The organism is Flavobacterium sp. 90 (assembly GCF_004339525.1).
Classification (GTDB): domain Bacteria; phylum Bacteroidota; class Bacteroidia; order Flavobacteriales; family Flavobacteriaceae; genus Flavobacterium.
Window position 1 is genome coordinate 2,528,443 of sequence record NZ_SMGE01000001.1, and the last position, 23,731, is coordinate 2,552,173.

The window sequence follows — 23,731 nt, forward strand, 5'->3', positions numbered from 1 at the left end:
TCAGTTTGTGAAACTCATGTTCAAATTTTTCTATAACATTTTGTGTTCATGCGTAACGTCTTAATCATTTCCTTTTTATTGTTCTGATTCAAAATTGCGGTATTTAAATAGTCTAAAAATGATTTTCAACTGAATCTGATTTTTTAATGATTTAAAACGCCTTGATATGAAAAGATCTTTACTTATTCCATTATTGATTTGTTTTCCTGTTTTTTTCTATGCACAGACTACAACTACATTTTCAGCTGCTGGTTCACAAACATTTGTTAGTCCTGCTGGAATAACTTCAATCAATGTACAAGCTTGGGGAGCCGGTGGTGCAGGAGGTAGCTCGACTGCTCCTCCCGGATTTAGTGGTGCAAGAGCTGGTTCCGGAGGTGGTGGAGGTGCATTTGCAAGTGCCTCTTTGACAATAACCTCCGGGGCTTTATTACCAGTAATTGTTGGAGCTGGAGGAAAAGGAGTTTCCGGAGCAAATGGAAATTTTGGAGGTTTTTCGGCCATTACCGGATTTTCACTTAAAGCAGATGGAGGAAAGGGAGGTCTTGTAAATACAGGAAACCAACCTGCAGGAGGTTTAGGAGGTGCGAGTGGAGCATCTGTTGGAACAACAACAATTTCAGGATTTCCAGGTCTTGCCGGAGAATCTGGTTTTGTTGATGACACAGGATCTGTTATTAGTTCAGGTGCCGGTGGAAATGCTGCAAATGGCGGAGGAACGGGTGGTGCTGCAATTACAGGTGCCTTTGTGACCAATGCAGGTAATCCGGGTAATCCTCCGGGAGGTGGTGGTAGTGGTGGTAGATCTTCTTTTTTTCAAAGTGCTAGAGTAGGTGGAGATGGAGGAGACGGAAAAGTAATTATTTCTTATAATTGTCCCACCTATAGTTTATCTGGTGCAGTGGCTTCTGCAGTAAATGTTTGTTCCGGAAGCTCTTCAGAGATTACTTTAACGGGAAATTTGCCTGTTGGTCTTTATAAAGTTTCTTATGAAATACAGGGAGTAGCACAAACTCCTTCTGCAATGAATGTAACAACAACCGGGACCGGATCCTTTATTGCCAGTGGTTTTACTGCGGTTGGATCTAAGTTTGTAAAAATTACTGCCTTAACATCCGGATCAAGTACAGTAGCTTCTGAAAATTGTACTTCACCAATTACAATAAATAATTTAGCAACAGTCGTAGTAAATTCATCAGGAACTGCTCCGGTAGCTGTGGCTGGTTCTGGTGCTACATGTACGCAAATAACCGCCAATTGGCAAGCTGTCTCAGGTGCATCGTATTACGAATTAGATGTTTCTACAGATAATACTTTTGCGACTTTTGTTACAGGTTACAGCGCGCGTAATGTTGGCAATGTGCTTACATTTAATATAACTGGTTTGGTAAATGATACTTATTATTATAGAGTAAGAGCTTATAATGGTACTTGTGTTAGTGCTAATTCTAATATTATAACATACGCAACTACAGTAGCTCCTGCTACGCCAACCTCAAATGCAGGTTCTGGGAAAACGTGTTCACAAATAACCGCAAATTGGACCGCAGTATCAGGTGCAACTAGTTACTTTTTAGATGTATCTACACAAAATGGAGCTAATTTTAATACAAATATGTTAGTTGGCTACAATAATTTAAATGTTGGAAATGTTGTAACGAAAGATGTTACAGGATTGGCTGTAAATACAAACTATTATTATAGAGTGAGAGCTACTAATAGTTGTGCTACAAGCTCAAGTTCGGCTATTATTAACTACAGTACCTCAACGACTGTTGCTGGAATTCCTGCAACACCTACTGCGAATGCGGGATCAGGTCAGACATGTTCTCAATTTACGGCAAATTGGGCTTTGGCTGCAAGAGCAACAAGTTATATTATAGATGTCTCTACCCAAGCATCAGGAACTGCTTTTACAAATAATATATTACCTGCTTACAATGGCTTGAATGTTGGAAATGTGCTTAGTTTCGATGTAACTGGATTAAATGCGAATACCACCTATTATTACAGAGTCAGAGCTACTAATACTTGTGGTACAAGTAGTAATTCGGGTATTATTATGTATGGAACAACAACGGGAGGTTCAGGGACGCCCACTGTACCTACGGTAAATACACCTACAGGGCAAACATGCACTCAAATTACAATAAATTGGAGTTCAGCTACTCGTGCAACAAGTTATATTATAGATGTCTCAACCCAAGCATCTGGAACTGCTTTCACGAATAACATATTACCTGCTTACAATGGTTTAAATGTTGGTAATGTGCTTACAAAAAACATTACAGGATTGTCGGCAAATACGATCTACTATTATAGAATCCGAGCCACAAATAATTGTGGTACAAGTGCAAATTCTACAATAGCAAACACTTCAACTACGCCTGTACCTGCGGTTCCGGCTATTTTGCCAACTTCTACCACAATTTGTCAGACAGATGGTGTAAGTCTTAATGTAGTTTCTCCTAATGCTGCATATACATATGTTTGGTCTACAGGCGAAATGGGTTCGTCTATATATGCAACTGCAGCTGGTAGTTATACTGTAAAAGCAGTTAATTCAGGTGGGTGTTCAAGTGCAGATTCTCCAGCAGCAACCGTCATAGTACAAGGTTTGCCAACTGCAATTGCTGGAGGAAGTGTAACAATATGCTCTAATCAACCTGTGACCGTAACAGGAGCATCGGCAACAAATGGAACAATAAAATGGACGTTTAGCGGTGGTGCGGGAACCTTAACTGGTGATACTACATTGACACCGATCTATACTCCGGTTCAGGGCGGAGCAGCAAGAACGGTTGTTTTAACAATGACTGTTACAAGTACTAATGCTTGTATGCCACAAATTGCCACAGCAGCTTATACTATAAATATTCAGGCTGCGCCCACAGCGTCAATTTCTGGTACGCAAAGTACGTGTTCAAACGGATCAGTTACACTCGCCGCCGGAGAGGCAAATGCGTCAAACGGAACCATCTTATGGACACATAATGGTGCCGGATCAATTTCGGCAGGAGCAACAACATTAACACCTACGTATACTGCCGCCGCCGCCGATGCTGGAAAACAGATCACATTAACAATGACGGTAACTGCATCGCCATCTTGTTCAACTCCTTATATAGTAACAGATATTTATCCGGTTATTGTTAATGCAGAAAACACTGTTACAGGGGCTTCTTCATCTCCAATATTATGCATAAATACCTTGATGCCTAATATTACGCATACTACTACTGGCGCAACAGGAATTGGAGCACCACTAAATTTGCCAGCGGGAGTTTCTGCCAGTTGGGCATCTAATACAATTACAATAAGTGGTATGCCAACACAATCTGGAACTTTTAGTTATACTATTCCATTAACGGGAGGTTGTAGTATAGTGAATGCCACGGGAACAATTGTTGTAAAATTAGATACAGTTGGAGCAGCGTCAACATCTCCAATAATTTGTTCTCACACCGTAATGCCAAATATCACACATACCACTACAGGTGCAACAGGAATTGGTGCGCCGGTAAATTTACCAACGGGAGTTTCTGCAAGTTGGGCATCCAATACAATTACAATAAGTGGTACTCCAACACAGTCAGGGACTTTTAATTATAGTATTCCTTTAACAGGAGGTTGTGGACCTGTTAGTGCTGTGGGAACTATTGTGGTAAAACCTTTGCCGTCTACTCCAATATCCGGAACAATTACACAACCTACCTGCAGTAATACAACAGGAAGTATTGTATTAAATGGTTTGCTTTCTACATCAACATGGATTATTACTCAAAGCGGAACTGTTTTGAAAACTTATTCGGCTTCTGGAACCACTTATACAATTTCTAATTTATTACCCGGAAATTATAATTTTACGATCGAAGATGGGGTCAATTGCGCTTCGTTACCAACAATAAGTTTAGAGATTAAGGCGCCAGTTACAAATATTTGGGACGGAACATCTTGGTCAAAAGGTGGCATTCCCATAAATACGGATGGTGTTGAGTTTTCTGCAGATTACCAATCAACAGGAGATTTAAATGTCTGTTCATGTAAGATTGATTCCGGAAAAAGTGTAACAATAAATTCGGGACATACTTTAACAATAGAAAAAGAATTAAATGTTGATTCAGGAGCAGGAACCAATTTGATATTTCAAAATGATGCCAGTCTGGTACAAACAACAAATGCAGTCAATACAGGAAACATTATATATCATAGAGATACAGAACCGGTTCGCCGATATGATTTTACCTATTGGTCAACACCAATAACAAATCCTGCACAACCTTATACGCTTCATGATTTGTCTCCAAATACATTGTTAGACAAATATGAAAGCTACAATTCTTTAGCGGGAGCATGGGATATTAGCTTAAATGGAACGCGAGTAATGGTTCCGGCAGTAGGTTATGTGGTTAGAGCACCACAAAATTTTTCTATTACTGCTCCTGCAATTTATCCTGCAATTTTTACAGGTGTTCCTAATAATGGAGACTATTCAGTTCCGCTTTTTGCAACAAAATGGAGTTTAATAGGAAATCCTTATCCATCAGCAATAGATGCAGAGGAATTTATTAACATAAATCATTTCGCATCACCGTCTGTAGATGTTGGAGCCTTATACTTTTGGACACATAATACTCCTCCAAGCAGCACAGCTTCATCTGGTGGTTCTTACGATTATACCAGTAATGATTATGCTGTTTTTAGTTTGTCCGGAGGAATTTCAACAGGAGCCAGATTGCCTGACGGAACTTATGGACCTGCACCATCAGGAAAAATAGCTGCTTGTCAGTCTTTCTTTATGCTGGCTTCAGGTCCGGACGCTGTTAAGTTTACAAATGGCATGCGAGTGGGCGGAAACAATGGAGAATTTTTTAAAACAACAAGACCAAGAGTGTTAGAAAAAAATCGATTATGGTTAAATTTAACTAATACCCAAGGGGCTTTCAAACAACTTTTAATAAGTTATATCGAAGGAGCATCAAATAGTTGGGATGTTAATTATGATGCAACTACAATGGAGAGTAATAGTTTTATAGATTTTTATAGTATTAATGAAAGTGAAAAACTAACGATTCAAGGTCGCGCATTACCATTTGTAAATACTGATAAGGTTCCGTTAGGATATAAAACGACCATTGCGGGTAATTTTAATATTGGAATTGATCATGCCGATGGGCTTTTTAATAATCAGGAAGTATATCTGGAAGATAAAATAACAGGAAAGGTTACAGACTTAAAAGCCGGTAATTATACATTTACAACTGCAATAGGAACTTTTACAGATCGCTTTACTATTAACTATATTGACAAAACCCTTGGAACAGGAGACTTTGAAAACCCTGAGAATGATGTTTTGGTTTCGGTAAAAGATAAAATTATAAAAGTAACATCTACTAAAGAAGAACTTAGAGAAGTCGTTTTATTTGATGTTTCGGGAAAAATGCTTTATCATAAAAACAAGATAACGAATAAGGAATTAGTGATACCAAATTTGCAATCAGGAAATCAGGTTTTATTAGTTAGGATTGTTTTAGACAATGGATATTCAAGCTCCAGAAAGGTTATATTTTAACGATAGTATTTTAAAAAAGAAGGAATCCATTTCGTTTTGCGGAGTGGATTTTTTTTGTGCAATATTTTTTTCTCAGTACTTTTTTACTATTAACACTCTTTTTCTAAAAGGGATGTTATTGATTTCAATATGTTAAAAAACAATTCTTTACGTTAAAATATTTTTCTGTTGTAAATAAAATCGTACCTTGTTGGAGGTTATAATCGACGAACTTACATAAAAGCCTGTTGTAATACAATTTTACTCACTACCTCTCAAAAACTAAGATTATTTTTTTAGTTTTTTATTCGCCTAAATACTGATTGTTAAATTTAAATACCATTAAATAAACAAATAAGTACTTAACGTTTATTTCTACATCTTTTCCTAGGTTTTAGGACGTTTTTTAAGCGTTCCTGTTCCGCTTATATGGTATTTAAAGTTTTTTAAGAGAATTCATGCTTTGATTGTGGATCTGTTTTTTTTTAATTATCTAAAATGCCTCTTATGAAAAGAATCTTACTTAACTATTTGATTTTTATTCCTGTTCTAAAGGAACATTTGTTTCTAAATGAGCAATATAAACCAGCATTTTTTAATAGAAAGTTCAAACTAGTTTTAGTTTTATCTTTTGTATGCACTTCACTGTGGGCTCAGCCACCTCACATATTTACAGCTGATGGCACAGTAGTTATTCCGGCAGGAATTACCTCTATGGATATTAAAGCATGGGGTGCCGGTGGTGCTGGTGGAGGTGCAGGTAGTTCTCCTTTACTTAGTGGAAGAAGTGGTGCAGGCGGAGGAGGAGGAGCATATGCAAATGGTCTCATAACAGTTAATCCATTATCAGGAGTGCCTTTAAATATTAAAGTTGCCGTAGCGGTTACTGGAACAACTTCAAGTGGAACAGCAGGAGGCAGTTCAACAATACAAGGTTTTGAAGCAGTTATTTTAGCAGTTGGAGGAGGAGGAGGTACAGCCAATACAGCAGGCGGTACACCCAGTGGCGGAGCAGGTGGATTAGGCAGTGCTTCGATTGGTTCCATTTCAACAGCTTCTGGGATAAATGGAGGAAACGGAAGTGCTGCCTTATTAAGTTTGGGGCTTTCATCTGGGGCTGGTGGTAATGCAGGTGGTACCGGAGGAGGTGCCGGAGGTGCAGCTCTTTCAACTTTATTATTAGGTAATGGACCAGGAAATGCAGGTAGTCCACCCGGTGGTGGCGGGAGTGGTGGATTGCAGACCGTAGGAAATCCTTCTCAAGTAGGAGGTTCAGGTGCTCACGGACAAGTTACAGTTACTTATACATGTCCAACTTATAATATTACGGGAATATCAGCAACGAATGTTTGTATTACATCACCAACATCTTCAGTAACAGTTACATCGAGTGCTGCATCTTTGCCTATTGGTATTTATACGGTTACTTATAATCGAGGTACACCCGCAGCTACTGGATTGACAGCAGCAATGACAGTAAATACAGCAGGTACTGGAACTTTTACAGCAGTAGGCCTAACAACTGCAGGTACAAGTTCGATTGCTGTTACAGGATTAACATCAGGTGTTTGTGTTTCTCCCATTTCAGGAATAACTACTAATGTAACAATTTCTCCGGACACAGTAGCGGGATCCGCTGGTGGAGGAACAACAATTTGTAGTGGTTCAACAAGTGCTGCTTTATTATTAACCAGTAGTGTAGGCTCAGTTCTTAGATGGGAATATTCAATAGCTCCGTTTTCAACTTGGACTCCCACATCTGTTGCAAATACAACAACAACATATACTTCGGACGCACTTACACAAACTACACAATTTAGAGCTGTAGTGCAAAGTGGTACTTGCTCGACATTAAATTCTACAGCAACTACCGTAACTGTTAACCCGTCTCCACAAGGAAGTTTGTCAGCCAATGGCCCATTTTGCGCGACTGGCGCTGGACAATTAACTTTTACTGCAACATCCGGAACCGGACCGTTTACGGTGGTTTATAATGATGGCGTTACAAATCGCACTGCAAATAGTGTAGTAAGCGGAACAGCTTTTGCAACGGCTGTCACTCCGGTTTTAAGTACAACAACCTATACTTTAGTTTCCGTTACCGATGCCAATACTTGTATAAGAAGTTCTGGTTTCACCGGAAGTTCAGCGACTATCACCGTTAATCCATTACCACAAGGAACCTTATCGGCTAATGGTCCTTTTTGTGCGACTGGCGCGGGACAATTAACTTTTACAGCAACATCAGGAACAGGACCATTTACTGTCGTTTATAATGATGGAATTGCCAATCGCAGCGTTAGTGTTGCAAGCGGTACAGCTTTTGCAACGGTTGTCACTCCGGTTTTAAGCACAACAACCTATACTTTAGTTTCCGTTACCGATGCCAATACTTGTGTACGAAGTTCAGGTTTCACTGGAGGTTCAGCCACGATAACCGTTACCCCATTACCACAAGGAAGTTTGTCAGCCAATGGTCCTTTTTGTGCGACTGGCGCGGGACAATTAACGTTTACCGCAACATCCGGAACAGGACCATTTACAGTGGTTTATAATGATGGAGTGGCAAATCGTAGTGTAAGTGTTGCAAGCGGAACAGCTTTTGCAACGGCTGTCACTCCAGTTTTAAGTACAACAACTTATACTTTAGTTTCAGTTACCGATGCCAATACTTGTATAAGAAGTTCTGGTTTCACCGGAAGTTCAGCGACTATAACTGTTAGACCTTTACCACAAGGAACCTTATCGGCTAATGGTCCTTTTTGCGCGACTGGCGCTGGACAATTAACTTTTACCGCAACATCCGGAACAGGACCATTTACGGTGGTTTATAATGATGGAGTGGCAAATCGCAGTGTAAGCGTCGCAAGCGGAACATCTTTTGCAACGGCGGTCACTCCGGTTTTAAGCACAACAACCTATACTTTAGTTTCAGTTACCGATGCCAATACTTGTGTACGAAGTTCTGGTTTCACCGGAGGTTCAGCCACGATAACCGTTACCCCATTACCACAAGGTAGCTTATCAGCCAATGGTCCTTTTTGTGCGACTGGCGCGGGACAATTAACGTTTACCGCAACATCCGGAACAGGACCATTTACTGTGGTTTATAATGATGGAGTTGCCAATCGCAGTGTAAGTGTGGCAAGCGGTACAGCTTTTGCAACTTTCCAAACTCCGGTTTTAAGTACAACAACTTATACTTTAGTTTCCGTTACCGATGCCAATACTTGTATAAGAAGTTCTGGTTTCACCGGAAGTTCAGCAACGATAACCGTTACCCCATTACCACAAGGAACCTTGTCAGCCAATGGTCCATTTTGTGCGACTGGAGCGGGACAATTAACGTTTACTGCAACATCCGGAACAGGACCATTTACTGTGGTTTATAATGATGGAGTTGCAAATCGTAGTGTAAGTGTGGCAAGCGGAACCGCTTTTGCAACTTTCCAAACACCGGTTTTAAGTACAACAACTTATACTTTAGTTTCCGTTACCGATGCCAATACTTGTGTACGAAGTTCAGGTTTCACCGGAGGTTCAGCCACGATAACCGTTACCCCATTACCACAAGGAACCTTGTCAGCCAATGGTCCTTTTTGCGCAACTGGCGCCGGACAATTAACGTTTACAGCAACATCCGGAACAGGACCATTTACTGTGGTTTATAATGATGGAGTTGCAAATCGTAGTGTAAGTGTTGCAAGCGGTACAGCTTTTGCAACTTTCCAAACTCCGGTTTTAAGTACAACAACCTATACTTTAGTTTCGGTTACTGATGCCAATACTTGTATAAGAAGTTCAGGTTTCACCGGAGGTTCAGTAACGATTACCGTTACCCCATTACCACAAGGAAGTTTGTCTGCCAATGGTCCTTTTTGTGCAACTGGCGCCGGACAATTAACTTTTACAGCAACATCAGGAACAGGACCATTTACTGTGGTTTATAATGATGGAGTTGCAAATCGTAGTGTAAGTGTTGCAAGCGGAACCGCTTTTGCAACGGCTGTCACTCCGGTTTTAAGTACAACAACTTATACTTTAGTTTCCGTGACCGATGCCAATACCTGTATAAGAAGTTCTGGTTTCACCGGAGGTTCAGCGACTATCACCGTTACCCCATTACCACAAGGAACCTTGTCAGCCAATGGTCCTTTTTGCGCAACTGGCGCTGGACAATTGACGTTTACAGCAACATCCGGAACAGGACCATTTACAGTGGTTTATAATGATGGAGTTGCCAATCGCAGCGTTAGTGTTGCAAGCGGAACAGCTTTTGCAACGGCTGTGACTCCGGTTTTAAGCACAACAACCTATACTTTAGTTTCCGTGACCGATGCCAATACCTGTATAAGAAGTTCTGGTTTCACCGGAGGTTCAGCGACTATCACCGTTACCCCATTACCACAAGGAAGTTTGTCAGCCAATGGTCCATTTTGTGCAACTGGCGCCGGACAATTAACTTTTACCTCAACATCCGGAACAGGACCATTTACTGTGGTTTATAATGATGGAGTGGCAAATCGCAGTGTAAGTGTGGCAAGCGGAACAGCTTTTGCAACTTTCCAAACACCAGTTTTAAGTACAACAACCTATACTTTAGTTTCGGTTACCGATGCAAATACTTGTATAAGAAGTTCCGGTTTCACCGGAGGTTCAGCGACTATCACCGTTAATCCATTACCACAAGGAAGTTTGTCAGCTAATGGTCCATTTTGCGCGACTGGCGCTGGACAATTAACTTTTACAGCAACATCCGGAACAGGACCATTTACGGTAGTCTATAATGATGGAGTTGCCAATCGCAGTGTAAGTGTTGCAAGCGGAACAGCTTTTGCAACAGCTGTCACTCCGGTTTTAAGTACAACAACCTATACTTTAGTTTCCGTTACCGATGCTAATACTTGCGTGAGAAGTTCAGGTTTTACCGGAGGTTCAGCGACTATCACCGTTACCCCATTACCACAAGGAACCTTATCGGCTAATGGTCCATTTTGTGCAACTGGCGCTGGACAATTAACGTTTACCGCAACATCCGGAACAGGACCATTTACTGTGGTTTATAATGATGGAGTTGCCAATCGAAGTGTAAGTGTTGCAAGCGGAACAGCTTTTGCAACGGTTGTCACTCCTGTTTTAAGTACAACAACCTATACTTTAGTTTCGGTTACTGATGCCAATACTTGTGTACGAAGTTCAGGTTTCACCGGAGGTTCAGCCACGATAACCGTTACCCCATTACCACAAGGAACCTTGTCGGCTAATGGTCCATTTTGTGCGACTGGAGGGGGACAATTAACGTTTACAGCAACATCCGGAACAGGACCGTTTACGGTAGTTTATAATGATGGAGTTGCCAATCGCAGTGTAAGTGTTGCAAGCGGAACAGCTTTTGCAACGGCGGTCACTCCGGTTTTAAGTACAACAACTTATACTTTAGTTTCCGTGACCGATGCCAATACCTGTATAAGAAGTTCAGGTTTTACGGGAGGTTCAGCGACTATAACCGTTAATCCATTACCGGTTCCGGTTTTTTCTGTTCAGCCTGGAGCAACTGTTTGTGTTGATGATAGCGTGACCTACACCACTTTGGCTGGACAAACAAATTATCTTTGGACGGTTCCCGGAGTTGCAGGTACAGATTATAATATTACCTCAGGTGGAATATCAACTACCAATAATACAGTCACATTACAATGGAAAATAACAGGAAATAAAACAGTTATGGTAAGTTATTCTTCAAATGGATGTGCTGCAGTTGTGAGTGCAAGTAACTCAACAAATGTAACAAAAACACAACCCGGAATTGTAAACGGAGGAGCGCATGTTTGTAGCGGAGATCCAAGTCCTTTATTAACTTTAAGTGGTTATAACGGTACTATTGTCAGATGGGAATACGCCGAATCTTTGCCATATGTATGGCAATCTATAAGTCATACAGGTGTTGCTTATCAGCCAGGAATATTATTAACGAGTACTAGTTATCGAGCTGTGATAAAAAACGGAACCTGTGCAGAAGATTTTTCAATAGAAACAAGAATTGATATTGATTCAAGACCATCTACTCCGGTACCAGGAACTATAGTACCACCAACATGTGTTAATCCTACAGGAAGTGTAGTTTTAAATGGCTTAATCACTGGTCCTAACGTGATCATTAATCAAACCGGCACATCTTTGCAAACTTATACTGATTTTGGCGCTGGTTATACCGTTACTAATTTATCTCCGGGTACTTATTATTTTACGATTCAGGATGGGGCAAATTGTCCTTCGTTACCAACAACAGGTATTGTAATTGTACCGCCTGTTACAAATATTTGGAATGGTTCAGTTTGGTCTAATGGAAGTCCACCTATAGAAACTGACGGCGTTGAGTTTGCAGGAAATTATCAAACAACAGGAAACTTAAGTGCCTGCTCATGTATTGTGCACCCCGGAGTTAATGTTACTGTAAAATCCAATCATACATTAACCATTGATAATTTTTTAAATAATAATGGAGGAACTTTGATTTTTGAAAACAATGCCAGCCTTCTTCAGGTAAACAACTCAGTTAACACAGGAAATATTTTTTATAAACGAGATACTCCCCCGGTTCGTCGTTATGATTTTACCTATTGGTCATCTCCGGTTACACGTACTCCGGCTTTTACGTTACATGATTTGTCTCCAAATACTTTGATTGATAAGTATGAAAGATATGATCCTTTAACAGGATGGATAATTATTAATAATGGAACCGCACCAATGTTAGCAGGAGTTGGTTATACCGTAAGAGCTCCGCAAAATTATGATATTAATAATCCGGTGGTTTATAATGCATCATTTGAAGGAGTTCCAAATAATGGTCCATACAATATAAGTTTGGGAGCAGCGGAGAAATGGAGCTTATTAGGAAATCCATATCCTTCTGCAATTTATGCAGATCAATTTATCGTCGATAATACGGCAAATGTTTATGGTACTTTATATTTTTGGACTCACAATTCAGCTCCCAATAGTACAACATACCAATATAATTCTGAAGATTATGCAACTTATAATTTATCAGGCAGTGTAGTTATAGGCAATATGACAGGAGATGGAGCAACAACACCTGGAAATCAAAATCCTCCATTGGGATATATTGCAGCAGGGCAATCATTCTTTGTGAAATCAAAAACAGGACAAAACGCTGTTTTTACAAACTCAATGCGTATTTCAGGGAATAACACGCAATTTTTTAAAGATGCAAATTCAAAGAATGAAAAGAACCGTGTCTGGCTTAATCTAACAAATACCCAAGGAGCATTCAAGCAATTGTTAGTTGGTTATATTGAAGGAGCAACAGATGGTTGGGATACTAATTATGATGGAATCACAGCAGATGCAAACAAATATTTAGATTTTTACAGTATAAATGGAGATCTAAAACTTGTGATTCAGGGACGCGCATTACCGTTTAAAAATTCTGATATTGTTCCCTTAGGATATAGATCCGCAATTGCAGGTGATTTTACCATTGCAATAGATCATGCCGATGGTCAATTAAGTACTCAACCTATTTTTCTGGAAGATAAAACTACTGGTGTTATGCACGATTTGAGAGCAAGCAACTATACTTTTACAACTACAACAGGCATTTTTGCAGACCGTTTTGTGCTGCGATACTCGAAAACTTTAGGAGTTGAAGACTTTGATAAAAACGAAGATAATGTTATTGCTTTTGTAAAAAATAAAAACATAAAAGTATCCTCACTCAAAGACGCTATTAATGAAGTTGTTATTTATGATGTTTCCGGAAAAATGCTTTATGATAAAAAGAAAATCGGAAATACTGAATTACAAATAACAAATTTGCAATCCGGAAATCAGGTTTTATTTGTAAAAGTTATTTTAGAAAACGGTTATGTATCGACCAAGAAAGTTGTCTTTTAAGGTGATAAAATAATTCTGAAACCAAATTGTTTTACCAAAAGAAAAGCCATTCCGTTTTGTGGAATGGCTTTTTTATGTATTTATCTAAAGTGAATATTATATATTGTTAATCCATCTTTTTAGTTGAATATTTTCCTCTTAAAAAGTCTTTTGCAAACTTCCGTTAGTTTTGCTAACCGCTTTTTCATTTTTATAATCAATCCATTTTTGACCTTTAATTTTTCGCATTAAAATATCAAAATGGCGCATGATGAAAACATTATAAACTGCTTTTGATAAGTTCTTAATGTTTTTTGGGAAAGCTCTTAAACTCATAGAAAATCCGGGAGTCAGGTATTTCATATAATGCCAATAACCTTCGGGCATATATAACATTTCTCCGTGTTTGAGATTGGTGATATAACCTTCGGCATTTTTTAGGGCAGGAAATTTTTCGTAATCCGGATTGTCAAAATCAATGTCTTCTCGCGAGATCAAAGCGTGAGGGACCTTGTACAGAAACTTAGTCTGATTTGGAGCAAAAAGCATACATTGTTTTTCTCCATGAAAGTGAAAATGCAAAATATTAGAATAATCAATATCATAATGCATAAAGACTCTTGCTTTTTCTCCGCCAAAAAACAGCATTGGCATTTGCTTGACCAATTTTAGACCAATATCAGGCCATAGAAAGTCGTTTTTTAATGTTGGGAGCTCTTTCATTAGATTATAAAGAAAGATGCGATAATTGGTAGGTTTTTGCTCCAGAAGATTAATGTAATCGCTCATCTTCATTTTAGTATGAGCTTCATTAAAGCCATCTTCATGATTTACGGGTCTGTCATCGTATAAAGGGACGATGGTTTCGCCTGCGATTTCTTTAATGTATGATAATTTCCATTTATGATATGCTGGCCAGTCTTCTGTCAGTTCTTCAATAACAACGGGAATTTGCTTTTTTACATATTGGGAAATAAAATCAGATTTTGAGATTTTTTTTACCCTTTCGATTTGTTTTAACTTCATCTCTCTAAATAAAAAAATTGCTTCTGACACTAAGTCAAGAAGCAATTTAAAAATATTTTGTGAGATTTATGGACTCTTTTAATTAAATTTTTGATTTGATCGAAGCCTCGAGGTTTCTTTCGATTGTATGTCCAGGTCTTGTCCACTTAGGTTTTTCGCCCAATGGAGCAAATTGAGAATCAGCTGCTTCAACAGTTTGTGGTTGCGAAACTTTAACAAATGGTTTTTGTGGAATTAAGCCTAACATTTCAAACATTTTCATGTCTTCGTGAACATCAGGATTTGGAGTAGTCAATAATTTATCACCTGCAAAAATAGAATTTGCACCGGCAAAAAAGCACATTGCCTGTCCTTCGCGACTCATATTTGTTCTTCCGGCTGATAAACGAACTTGCGTGTCCGGCATAACAATTCTTGTAGTTGCTACCATTCGAATCATTTCCCAGATTTCAACTGGTTTTTCTTCCTCCATCGGAGTTCCTTCAACGGCAACTAATGCATTAATTGGCACAGATTCCGGTTGAGGGTTTAAAGTAGAAAGTGCAACAAGCATTCCCGCTCTGTCTTCGATGCTTTCTCCCATACCAATAATTCCTCCACTACAAACGGTAACATTCGTTTTACGAACATTTTCGATAGTTTGCAAACGGTCTTCGAAACCACGAGTAGAAATTACATCTTTATAATATTCTTCAGAAGTATCTAAGTTGTGATTGTAGGCATATAAACCAGCTTCTGCTAAACGTTGTGCTTGATTTTCGGTAATCATACCTAAAGTACAACAAACCTCCATATCTAGTTTGTTAATGGTACGAACCATTTCCAGAACCTGATCAAACTCTTCACCATCTTTTACGTTTCTCCAGGCAGCACCCATACAAACGCGGGAAGATCCGCTTGATTTTGCACGCAAAGCCTGAGCTTTTACCTGACTTACACTCATTAGATCATTACCTTCTACGCCAGTGTTATATCGGGCAGCTTGCGGACAATAACCGCAATCTTCCGGACAACCTCCGGTTTTGATAGATAGTAAAGTTGATACCTGAACTACGTTCGGATCATGTTTTTGTCTATGTATAGTTGCTGCTTCATAAAGCAAGTCCATCATAGGTTTATTATATATGGCGATTATCTCGTCTTTTGTCCAGTTGTGTTTTGTAATGCTCATTAGGTACATTGTTTTTGAAGGTTCAAAAGTAACGAAATTGTTCTAATCAACCAATGCTGAATCCTGTAAATGAATATTTGACAGCGATTTTCAAAAAAGAAACACTCTAAAATCACATAATTATATTTTTTTATGATTTTAGAGTGTTAAATGATCTATTTTATTTTGAAATATTAATCGGCTACATATTTGTTATTCCAATATAACATCATCATCAAGGTGACAATGACCGACGAAGCGATTCCTTCAAATAATAAACATATACAATAAGTTGGTACAGAAGGATTTCCTCCAAACATAAAAGTTTCGGATAATGTTTTTACATAAGCATCACCACCTCTTGCATAACTGTAAACTAATAATCCAAAAACGCTCAAAGCCACGCCAACTACTGAAGTTGCCATTGCAGAAACAGCATTTGACACAAAATTGGTTTCTCCTTCATGCAAATTCATTTTCATGGTTTTGTTTACGCCATAAAATATAAAAAATACATTCAGGGTACGCAGGTAAAATAAATGAGCTAAACCTAAAACGTTCATCAATAAAAAATAAATTCCTATTCCAAGGAATATCAAAAACCCGTTGGTAATTTCTTTAGGTAATTTCATAGTGGTTATTTTTAAAGAAGTTAGTATTAAATATTTGATAAACAGAGTTCTATATCAAATTTACTAAAAAAATAACTACGATGATTTAAAAATGGTAAAAAGTATGCTGAGGTTGGCGCAAAAAATATTTTGTTGTTGTAAAGTGTAGTCCCTACGGGACATTTATGTAGATTGGGTATTGTTTTGCTACCAAGATTTAATTCCTAACGGAATATATTTTGATGGAGATTATGTGCCGTTACCAACATTTAACTCCTAGCGGAGTATATTTTGATTGAGGATAATTTGTTGCCAAATATTAAAGTGCTAAGAATATATCTCGTAGAGATTACATGTTGGTAGAAAAAAAAGTATTCACACCAAATAAATGTCCCGTAGGGACTACACATTTAGGGAGAGTATAAGATTGAGCTTCAGCAAAAGTATTTTGCAAGTGATTCTAATATTAATTTCGAAAAAGAAAATATCTCGTAGAGATTAGATGTTGGTAGAAAAAAAACACCCGCACCAAAAAATGTCCCGTAGGGACTACACATTTGGAGAGAGTATAAGATTGAGCTTCAGCAAAAGTATTTTGCGAGTGATTCTAATATTAATTTCGAAAAAAAAAAGAATATCTCGTAGAGATTATATGTTGGTAGAAAAAAAGATCCGCACCAAATAAATATCCCGTAGGGATTACACATTTTGCAGAACAATAAAAATTACGCTTCCGCGAAAGAATAACGAATGTGATATTTAAAAGATACTAAAGCTCGCTCACAAAAGCTAAAGCATTTATTCTATCCTGATTTAATTGTTCTTTCAATAAATCTACTGAACCAAATTTTTGCTCTTCACGAAGATATTCCAATAATGAAACTTCGATTTTTTGCCCGTAAATATCAGCATCAAAGTCAAAAAGATTTACTTCGATGGTTTGTTTTTGCCCATTTACAGTTGGATTAAAACCAATATTCATCATTCCATAAACTTCTTTTTGATCCACAATGGCTTTAACAACATAAACGCCGGTTTTAGGAATAAGCTTGTAATCTTCTTCAATTTGGATATTTGCTGTTGGAAAACCAATCGTTCTTCCTAATTGTTTTCCTTTTACAACTTCACCGGACAAAAAGTAGTCATAACCCAGATAATCATTGGCAAGAGCCATATTTCCTTCGTTTAACGCTTTTCTGATTTTAGTAGAACTCACAGAAACATCCTGAATTTCTTGAGCTGAAATCTGCTCCACTTCAAAACCGTATTCAGCACCAAAAGCGATTAAATCGTCAATGTTTGCCGTTCTGTTTCTTCCAAAACGATGATCGTGACCAATAATTATTTTCTGAATATGAAATTGATCTACTAAAATAGAATGAACAAATTCTTCGGCAGTTAATCTGGAGAAACTTTCGTTAAACGGATGAATAACAAGATTTTCTATTCCGGTTGCTTCCAGAAGTTTCGTTTTTTCAGAAATCGTATTTAAGAGTTTGATTTCTGATTTTTCTTGTAAAACCATTCTTGGATGCGGAAAAAAAGTAAGCACTAAACTTTCGTATTTTCCGTTTTCTGTATTTTGAGTAATTCGTTCCAGAATTTTTTTATGACCAATATGTACACCGTCAAAGGTTCCAAGAGTTAAAATCGTTTTCTTGGTTGACTGAAAATCGTTTATAGAATGAAAGAGCTTCAAAACAAATAATTTAAGATGGTGCAAATTTATACTATCTATTTTAAATTTGGCACTACGACTAATTGATTTTTAATGAGATTCTATTTCTTTTTGTGAAAAATGGGATACTCGTCGAGCAAAAAGCATTAATTGTCGTATTTATGTAAGAATTTAATTTAATTCGTTTAATTTTGAATTCTAAATACCACTTATTAGGATGAAAAAACAATTACTTTTATTATTGATTATATTTTGTTGTGCCCAAATTCAAGCGCAAAGTGATGATTTATGGCAAAAAGTTAGTTCAAATACAGCACTTAGTAAAAGAACAGGTACAAGTGATTCAGATAGATTATACTATAAATTAAATGCTGAATCTCTACAAGCAAAATTATCTTCTACAACAAATAAAAGTTCAAAAAGTACTACGACTACAATTGCAATTCCGAATGCAAAAGGCGCTTTAGAGCGATTTCAGGTTTGGGAATCTTCGAATTTTGAACCGGAATTGCAAGCTAAATATCCGGAAATCAGAGCTTATGAAGGAAGCGGTTTGGACGATAAAACGGCTAAAATTCACTTTAGTGTAGCGCCAATAGGTATGCAGACTATGGTAATTCGTGCTGATAAACCAACAGAATTTATAGAGCAAAATCCGGATGATAAAACCGGATATGTATTGTTTACCTCAAATCACAGTCTTAATAGCACTTCTAAATTAGTTTGCGGACTTAAAGATGTTGTTTCAAAAAATAAGTCAACAAAAAAGACAGCAAAAACAACTGCAAGTAATAAAGTTTTCAAAACTTTGCGATTAGCATTGTCTTGTACAGGAGAATATACTGCTTTTTTTGGAGGCACAAAAGCCGGAGCATTAGCGGGTATGAATGCTTCTATGACAAGAGTTAATGGTGTTTTTAATAAAGATTTAGCGGTACAATTAATTTTGATTGCCAATAATGATGCAATAATTTATACAAATGCAACGACAGATCCTTATTCTAAAGCCAGTGATGGAACAGCAGATTATCCTGGTACAAGTGATTATCAAGTGTGGAATATTGAAGCACAGAATAATATAACAAGTGTAATAGGTGAGGCAAATTATGACATAGGTCATTTGTTTGGAGCTTCTGGAGGAGGAGGAAATGCAGGTTGTATAGGTTGTATTTGCAGTAGCCCTCCATCAGTAAATACTATTGGTAAAGGAAGTGCATATACATCTCCATCAAATGGAATACCTCAGGGAGATACTTTTGATATTGATTTTGTAGCGCATGAATTGGGTCATCAACTAGGTGCAACTCATACTTTTTCTTATTCTATTGAAGGTACAGGAACTAGTGTTGAACCAGGAAGCGGTTCTACGCTTATGGGTTATGCAGGAATTACGGATTATGATGTTCAAAACAATTCGGATGATTATTTTGCTTATGCCAGTATTTTGCAAATTCAGGAAAATCTTGCCACACTAAACTGTCCGGTTAGTACGCCTTTAACTAATAATCCTCCCGTAATTGACGCCGGTTTAGATTATACGATTCCTATTAGTACGGCATTTGTTTTAAAAGGTACAGGTTCTGATCCTGAAGGGGATTCTGTTACTTATACCTGGGAAGAAAATGATAGTGCCACTACAACAGATAAAAGTACTAGTATTGCATATCCCACAAAACCAGATGGTCCATTGTTTAGATCAATGCGACCTGTAAGTTCACCAATTCGATATATGCCAAGTTATGATTCAGTACTTCAAAATAAGCTGACGACAACTTGGGAATCTGTTTCGGATATTGCAAGAACACTAAATTTTACATTAACCGGACGTGATAATGCAGCTCAGGGAAAAGCTCAAACCTATACAGATGCTATGGTGGTAACTGTTGCTTCATTTGCCGGACCATTTGCAGTTACTTCACACAAAGATAAAAATGTAAGTTGGACTCAGGGATTGAGTCAAACAGTAACTTGGAGTGTCAATAATACAAATACTTTGGTTGGATCTTCGACAGTAAATATAAAATTGTCTACAGATGAAGGATTGACTTTTCCGATAACTCTTGCGGCAAATACACCAAATGATGGTTCCGAAGTTATCACACTTCCGGCAAGTGTACCTTCATCAAAAAATTGCAGAATCTTGATTGAACCAGTTTCAAATATTTATTATGCATTAAATAGTACGCCATTTGCAATAGGATATACTTCAAAAACAATCTGCGATACTTATAGTTTCGGAAGTGCTTTCAGTATTCCGTATTCAACTACTTATACTTCTAAAACGGTAACAGTACCAGCATCAACAGGAGTAATTGAGGATGTAAATGTTTCGATAAATGTAACACACGACAGACTTTCTGATTTAGAGATCCAAGTTATAAATCCGCAAGGAACAGCTGTTGTTTTGTTTAATAAAGCCTGTACAGATGTAGCTTCTACCTTAGTTGCGCAGTTTGATGACGACGGAGTAAATTTGGATTGTAGTAAAATAACCTCGCAAATTGTACTTCCGGTTGATGCTTTGAATGTTTTTAATGGTCAGAATCCACAAGGGAATTGGACTTTTAGAGTTCGTGATGCTGTTTTGGGGAAATTTGGAACAATAAATTCAGCTTCGATAAACATTTGCAGTCAGACATTTACATTAGGAACAGAGGATTTCAATACCATAGATTTTGTTCTTTATCCAAATCCAAGTAAAGGAAATTTTACTGTTCAATTTGAAAGTGACGCCACTAATAGAGTTCAGGTTTATGTACACGATATTTTAGGCAAAAAAGTTTATTCTAACTCTTTTGATCCTACTTCTAATTTTGATCAGAATATTCAATTGCCACAAGTATCTGCAGGAATTTATCTTGTAACAGTAATTGATGGAGATAAAAGAACAGTTAAGAAAATTGTTGTGAATTAATTTTGCCCACGGATTTTGCGGATTAAACGGGTTTACACTGATTTTTATTATAAAATAGTTTAATAAATTCTATTGATTAATACCGTAGAGGCGCACAGCAGTGCATCTTGTTGTGGATTAATTTTGCCCACGGATTTTGCGGATTAAACCGATTGACACAGATTTTTCGTGTATAATCGTTTATTAATTTTATTGATGATTACCGTAGAGGCGCACAGCAGTGCATCTTGTTGTGGATTAATTTTGCCCACGGATTTTGCGGATTAAACCGATTGACACAGATTTTTCGTCTATAATCGTTTATTAATTTTATTGATTATTACCGTAGAGGCGCACAGCAGTGCGTTTTGGCATTGTAAATATAACCTGCGCTAATCTGTTTAATCCGTAAAATCCGTGGCTAATAACATTAAGAATTCGCAATTGCCATACAAACAATACTGATTTTTGTTCCCGGAATTTTTAATAAAGCACGTGAGCAAGCTTCAAGTGTTGCGCCCGTTGTTAAAACATCATCGACAATTAAGAAATGTTTGTTTTGATATTCTTCTGTAGAAATAACATCAAAGATATTTTCGATATTATCAGATCTTCCGGCGAGATTCTTTTTTGATTGCGTTTTAGAATATATTTTTCGATATAAAGTCGAATCGTTATACGGAATATTCAATCCTTCGCTTAAAGTTTTTCCAAAAGTAGTAACCTGATTATAACCTCTTTCTTTTAGTTTTTTTGGATGAAGCGGAACAGGAACCACAAAATCAAAAGGAGTTTCTAAATTCAATTCTTTTAAATCTTCGACATACCAATTTCCTAAAACAAAACCAATCTCTTCATGACCTTTGTATTTTAAATTGTGAATGAGTTCCTGAACGATTCCTTTTTTATTAAAATACAAAAGTGCCGATGCGTGTTCGATCTCAATTTTGCCATAAAACTTTTTGACTGCTTCATTTTTATCATCCAAATGATATTGAGTAAGAGGCATTTCATGCCGACAACTTGTGCATAAAACAGTTTCGTTAGTAACCAAAACGGTATGACATCCGGCGCAAACTTTAGGAAAAAACAGGTTGATAAGATATTTAAACACAAATAGAAAGAATTTAGTTACAAAAATAACAAAATCAATCCTGCAATCTTTGTAATTTTTCTTTTTTTTAAACGTACTTTTTATATTTTTGCATCACTATGGCAAAACAAGAAGATTTATTTAAGAATGTGGTTTCGCACGCAAAAGAGTACGGATTTATTTTTCCGTCAAGCGAAGTATACGATGGATTAAGTGCAGTCTATGATTATGCACAAAATGGTGTCGAGTTAAAAAAGAATATCCGTGAATATTGGTGGAAATCAATGGTTCAGATGAATGAGAATATTGTCGGCCTTGATGCTGCAATATTAATGCATCCAACGACTTGGAAAGCTTCAGGCCACGTTGATGCTTTCAATGATCCGTTAATTGACAATAAAGATTCGAAAAAAAGATATAGAGCTGACGTTTTAGTAGAAGAATATGCTGAAAAGCTAAATGTAAAAGCTAAAACAGAAATTGAAAAAGCCAGAGTTCGTTTTGGTGACGCTTTTAATGAAGAAGAATTTGTTACGACAAATGCTCGCGTGGTAGGATATCTTTCAAAAAACAAAGAAATTTTAGCAAGACTTGCAAAAGGTATGACTGATGATCTTCAGGATGTAAAAGCTTTAATCGAAGAATTAGAAATTGCTGATCCTGAAACCGGTTCAAAAAACTGGACAGATGTTAAGCAATTCAACTTAATGTTCGGAACTAAACTTGGAGCTTCTGCAGAGTCTGCAATGGATTTATATTTACGTCCGGAAACGGCTCAGGGTATTTTTGTGAACTTTTTAAACGTTCAGAAATCTGGTCGTATGAAAGTTCCTTTTGGAATTGCTCAAACCGGTAAAGCGTTCAGAAATGAGATTGTTGCAAGACAATTCATCTTTCGTATGCGTGAATTCGAACAAATGGAAATGCAATTTTTCGTTCGTCCGGGTGAAGAAATGAAATGGTATCACCATTGGAAAGAAACTCGTTTAAACTGGCACTTGTCTTTAGGATTAGGAAAAGAAAATTACCGTTTTCACGATCACGAAAAATTAGCGCACTATGCAAATGCTGCGGCTGATATTGAGTTTAATTTCCCTTTTGGTTTCAAAGAATTAGAAGGTATTCACTCAAGAACAGATTTCGATTTAAAAGCACACGAACAATATTCAGGTAGAAAATTACAGTATTTTGATCCGGAATTGAATGAAAACTATGTGCCATATGTAGTAGAAACTTCAGTTGGTTTAGATCGTATGTTCCTGGCTGTTTTTGCTACATCATTGCAAGAAGAAACTCTTGAAGATGGTTCTACAAGAACAGTTCTTAAATTACCTTCGGTTTTAGCGCCAACAAAAGCAGCTATTTTACCATTGGTTAAAAAAGATGGATTACCAGATATCGCCAGAAAAATCATTGATGATTTAAAATGGGATTTTACAGTAGCCTATGATGAAAAAGATGCTGTAGGACGTCGTTATAGAAGACAAGATGCTCTTGGAACTCCGTTTTGTATTACAGTAGATCATCAAACTATCGAAGACGAAACAGTAACAATTCGTCATAGAGATACAATGAAACAAGATCGTGTGAAAATTTCTGAATTGAAAGACATTATTGAAAACGAGGTTTCTATGAAAAACTGGTTGATGAAAATGTAAATTTTTATACTTAATAATATAAAATCCCAAATTCCTTTATGGAATTTGGGATTTTTTTTATCCAAAAATGTGTATTTTGTCGATGAAATTTGCATTTCAGCTTTATGTTTTAACATTTGTTCATAATGTATTAACATTGAAAAGTTTAGATAAATGAATTGCGTAATTTTAA

General features: G+C 37.3%; 9 protein-coding genes. 4 read left to right on the top strand and 5 right to left on the bottom strand.

Annotated features, from left to right (window positions below):
* Positions 1 to 166 precede the first annotated feature (166 nt).
* Both C8C83_RS10185 and C8C83_RS10190 read left to right on the top strand, forming a co-directional pair.
* Positions 167 to 5,572 (top strand): T9SS sorting signal type C domain-containing protein, encoded by a 5,406-nt coding sequence (locus tag C8C83_RS10185; RefSeq protein ID WP_121328366.1) that lies wholly within the window; start codon positions 167 to 169, stop codon positions 5,570 to 5,572.
* Positions 5,573 to 6,058: 486 nt separating this feature from the next.
* The gene (locus C8C83_RS10190) at positions 6,059 to 13,471 is read left to right on the top strand and encodes a T9SS sorting signal type C domain-containing protein (RefSeq protein WP_158598148.1); all 7,413 of its coding nucleotides are present in this window, start codon (positions 6,059 to 6,061) and stop codon (positions 13,469 to 13,471) included.
* A 138-nt stretch (positions 13,472 to 13,609) separates the two neighbouring features.
* Here the strand turns inward: C8C83_RS10190 and C8C83_RS10195 are convergent, their stop codons facing one another.
* The 4 genes from C8C83_RS10195 to C8C83_RS10210 all read right to left on the bottom strand — a co-directional run bounded on the left by C8C83_RS10195 (position 13,610) and on the right by C8C83_RS10210 (position 17,936).
* Complete coding sequence (locus tag C8C83_RS10195; RefSeq protein WP_121328370.1) at positions 13,610 to 14,476, bottom strand: cupin-like domain-containing protein; 867 nt, start codon at positions 14,474 to 14,476, stop codon at positions 13,610 to 13,612.
* Between the two features lie 82 nt (positions 14,477 to 14,558).
* Positions 14,559 to 15,647 (bottom strand): biotin synthase BioB, encoded by a 1,089-nt coding sequence (bioB, locus tag C8C83_RS10200; RefSeq protein ID WP_099709917.1) that lies wholly within the window; start codon positions 15,645 to 15,647, stop codon positions 14,559 to 14,561.
* Positions 15,648 to 15,820: 173 nt separating this feature from the next.
* The gene (locus C8C83_RS10205; RefSeq protein WP_099709916.1) at positions 15,821 to 16,258 is read right to left on the bottom strand and encodes a hypothetical protein; all 438 of its coding nucleotides are present in this window, start codon (positions 16,256 to 16,258) and stop codon (positions 15,821 to 15,823) included.
* A gap of 748 nt (positions 16,259 to 17,006) precedes the next feature.
* The gene (locus C8C83_RS10210; RefSeq protein WP_121328372.1) at positions 17,007 to 17,936 is read right to left on the bottom strand and encodes a bifunctional riboflavin kinase/FAD synthetase; all 930 of its coding nucleotides are present in this window, start codon (positions 17,934 to 17,936) and stop codon (positions 17,007 to 17,009) included.
* A 196-nt stretch (positions 17,937 to 18,132) separates the two neighbouring features.
* On the opposite strand from C8C83_RS10210, the gene C8C83_RS10215 reads away from it, so the two are divergent.
* Positions 18,133 to 20,829: a reprolysin-like metallopeptidase gene (locus C8C83_RS10215; RefSeq protein WP_121328373.1), complete on the top strand. Its 2,697-nt coding sequence runs from the start codon at positions 18,133 to 18,135 to the stop codon at positions 20,827 to 20,829.
* A gap of 409 nt (positions 20,830 to 21,238) precedes the next feature.
* Here the strand turns inward: C8C83_RS10215 and C8C83_RS10220 are convergent, their stop codons facing one another.
* A complete protein-coding gene (locus C8C83_RS10220; protein WP_165877232.1) occupies positions 21,239 to 21,922 on the bottom strand; it encodes a phosphoribosyltransferase family protein in 684 nt (227 codons plus the stop codon).
* 98 nt (positions 21,923 to 22,020) lie between these two features.
* Between C8C83_RS10220 and C8C83_RS10225 the strand changes: the two genes are divergently transcribed.
* Complete coding sequence (locus C8C83_RS10225; protein ID WP_121328377.1) at positions 22,021 to 23,559, top strand: glycine--tRNA ligase; 1,539 nt, start codon at positions 22,021 to 22,023, stop codon at positions 23,557 to 23,559.
* The last annotated feature ends 172 nt before the right edge of the window (positions 23,560 to 23,731 follow it).

What these genes read in the sequence shown, in the direction of transcription:
- C8C83_RS10190 (WP_158598148.1), top strand. Translation starts at nt 6,059, where the DNA reads ATGAAAAGAATCTTACTTAACTATTTGATTTTTATTCCTGTTCTAAAG.
- C8C83_RS10225 (WP_121328377.1), top strand. Translation starts at nt 22,021, where the DNA reads ATGGCAAAACAAGAAGATTTATTTAAGAATGTGGTTTCGCACGCAAAA.
- C8C83_RS10205 (WP_099709916.1), bottom strand. Translation starts at nt 16,258, where the DNA reads ATGAAATTACCTAAAGAAATTACCAACGGGTTTTTGATATTCCTTGGA.
- C8C83_RS10215 (WP_121328373.1), top strand. Translation starts at nt 18,133, where the DNA reads ATGAAAAAACAATTACTTTTATTATTGATTATATTTTGTTGTGCCCAA.
- C8C83_RS10195 (WP_121328370.1), bottom strand. Translation starts at nt 14,476, where the DNA reads ATGAAGTTAAAACAAATCGAAAGGGTAAAAAAAATCTCAAAATCTGAT.
- bioB (WP_099709917.1), bottom strand. Translation starts at nt 15,647, where the DNA reads ATGAGCATTACAAAACACAACTGGACAAAAGACGAGATAATCGCCATA.
- C8C83_RS10185 (WP_121328366.1), top strand. Translation starts at nt 167, where the DNA reads ATGAAAAGATCTTTACTTATTCCATTATTGATTTGTTTTCCTGTTTTT.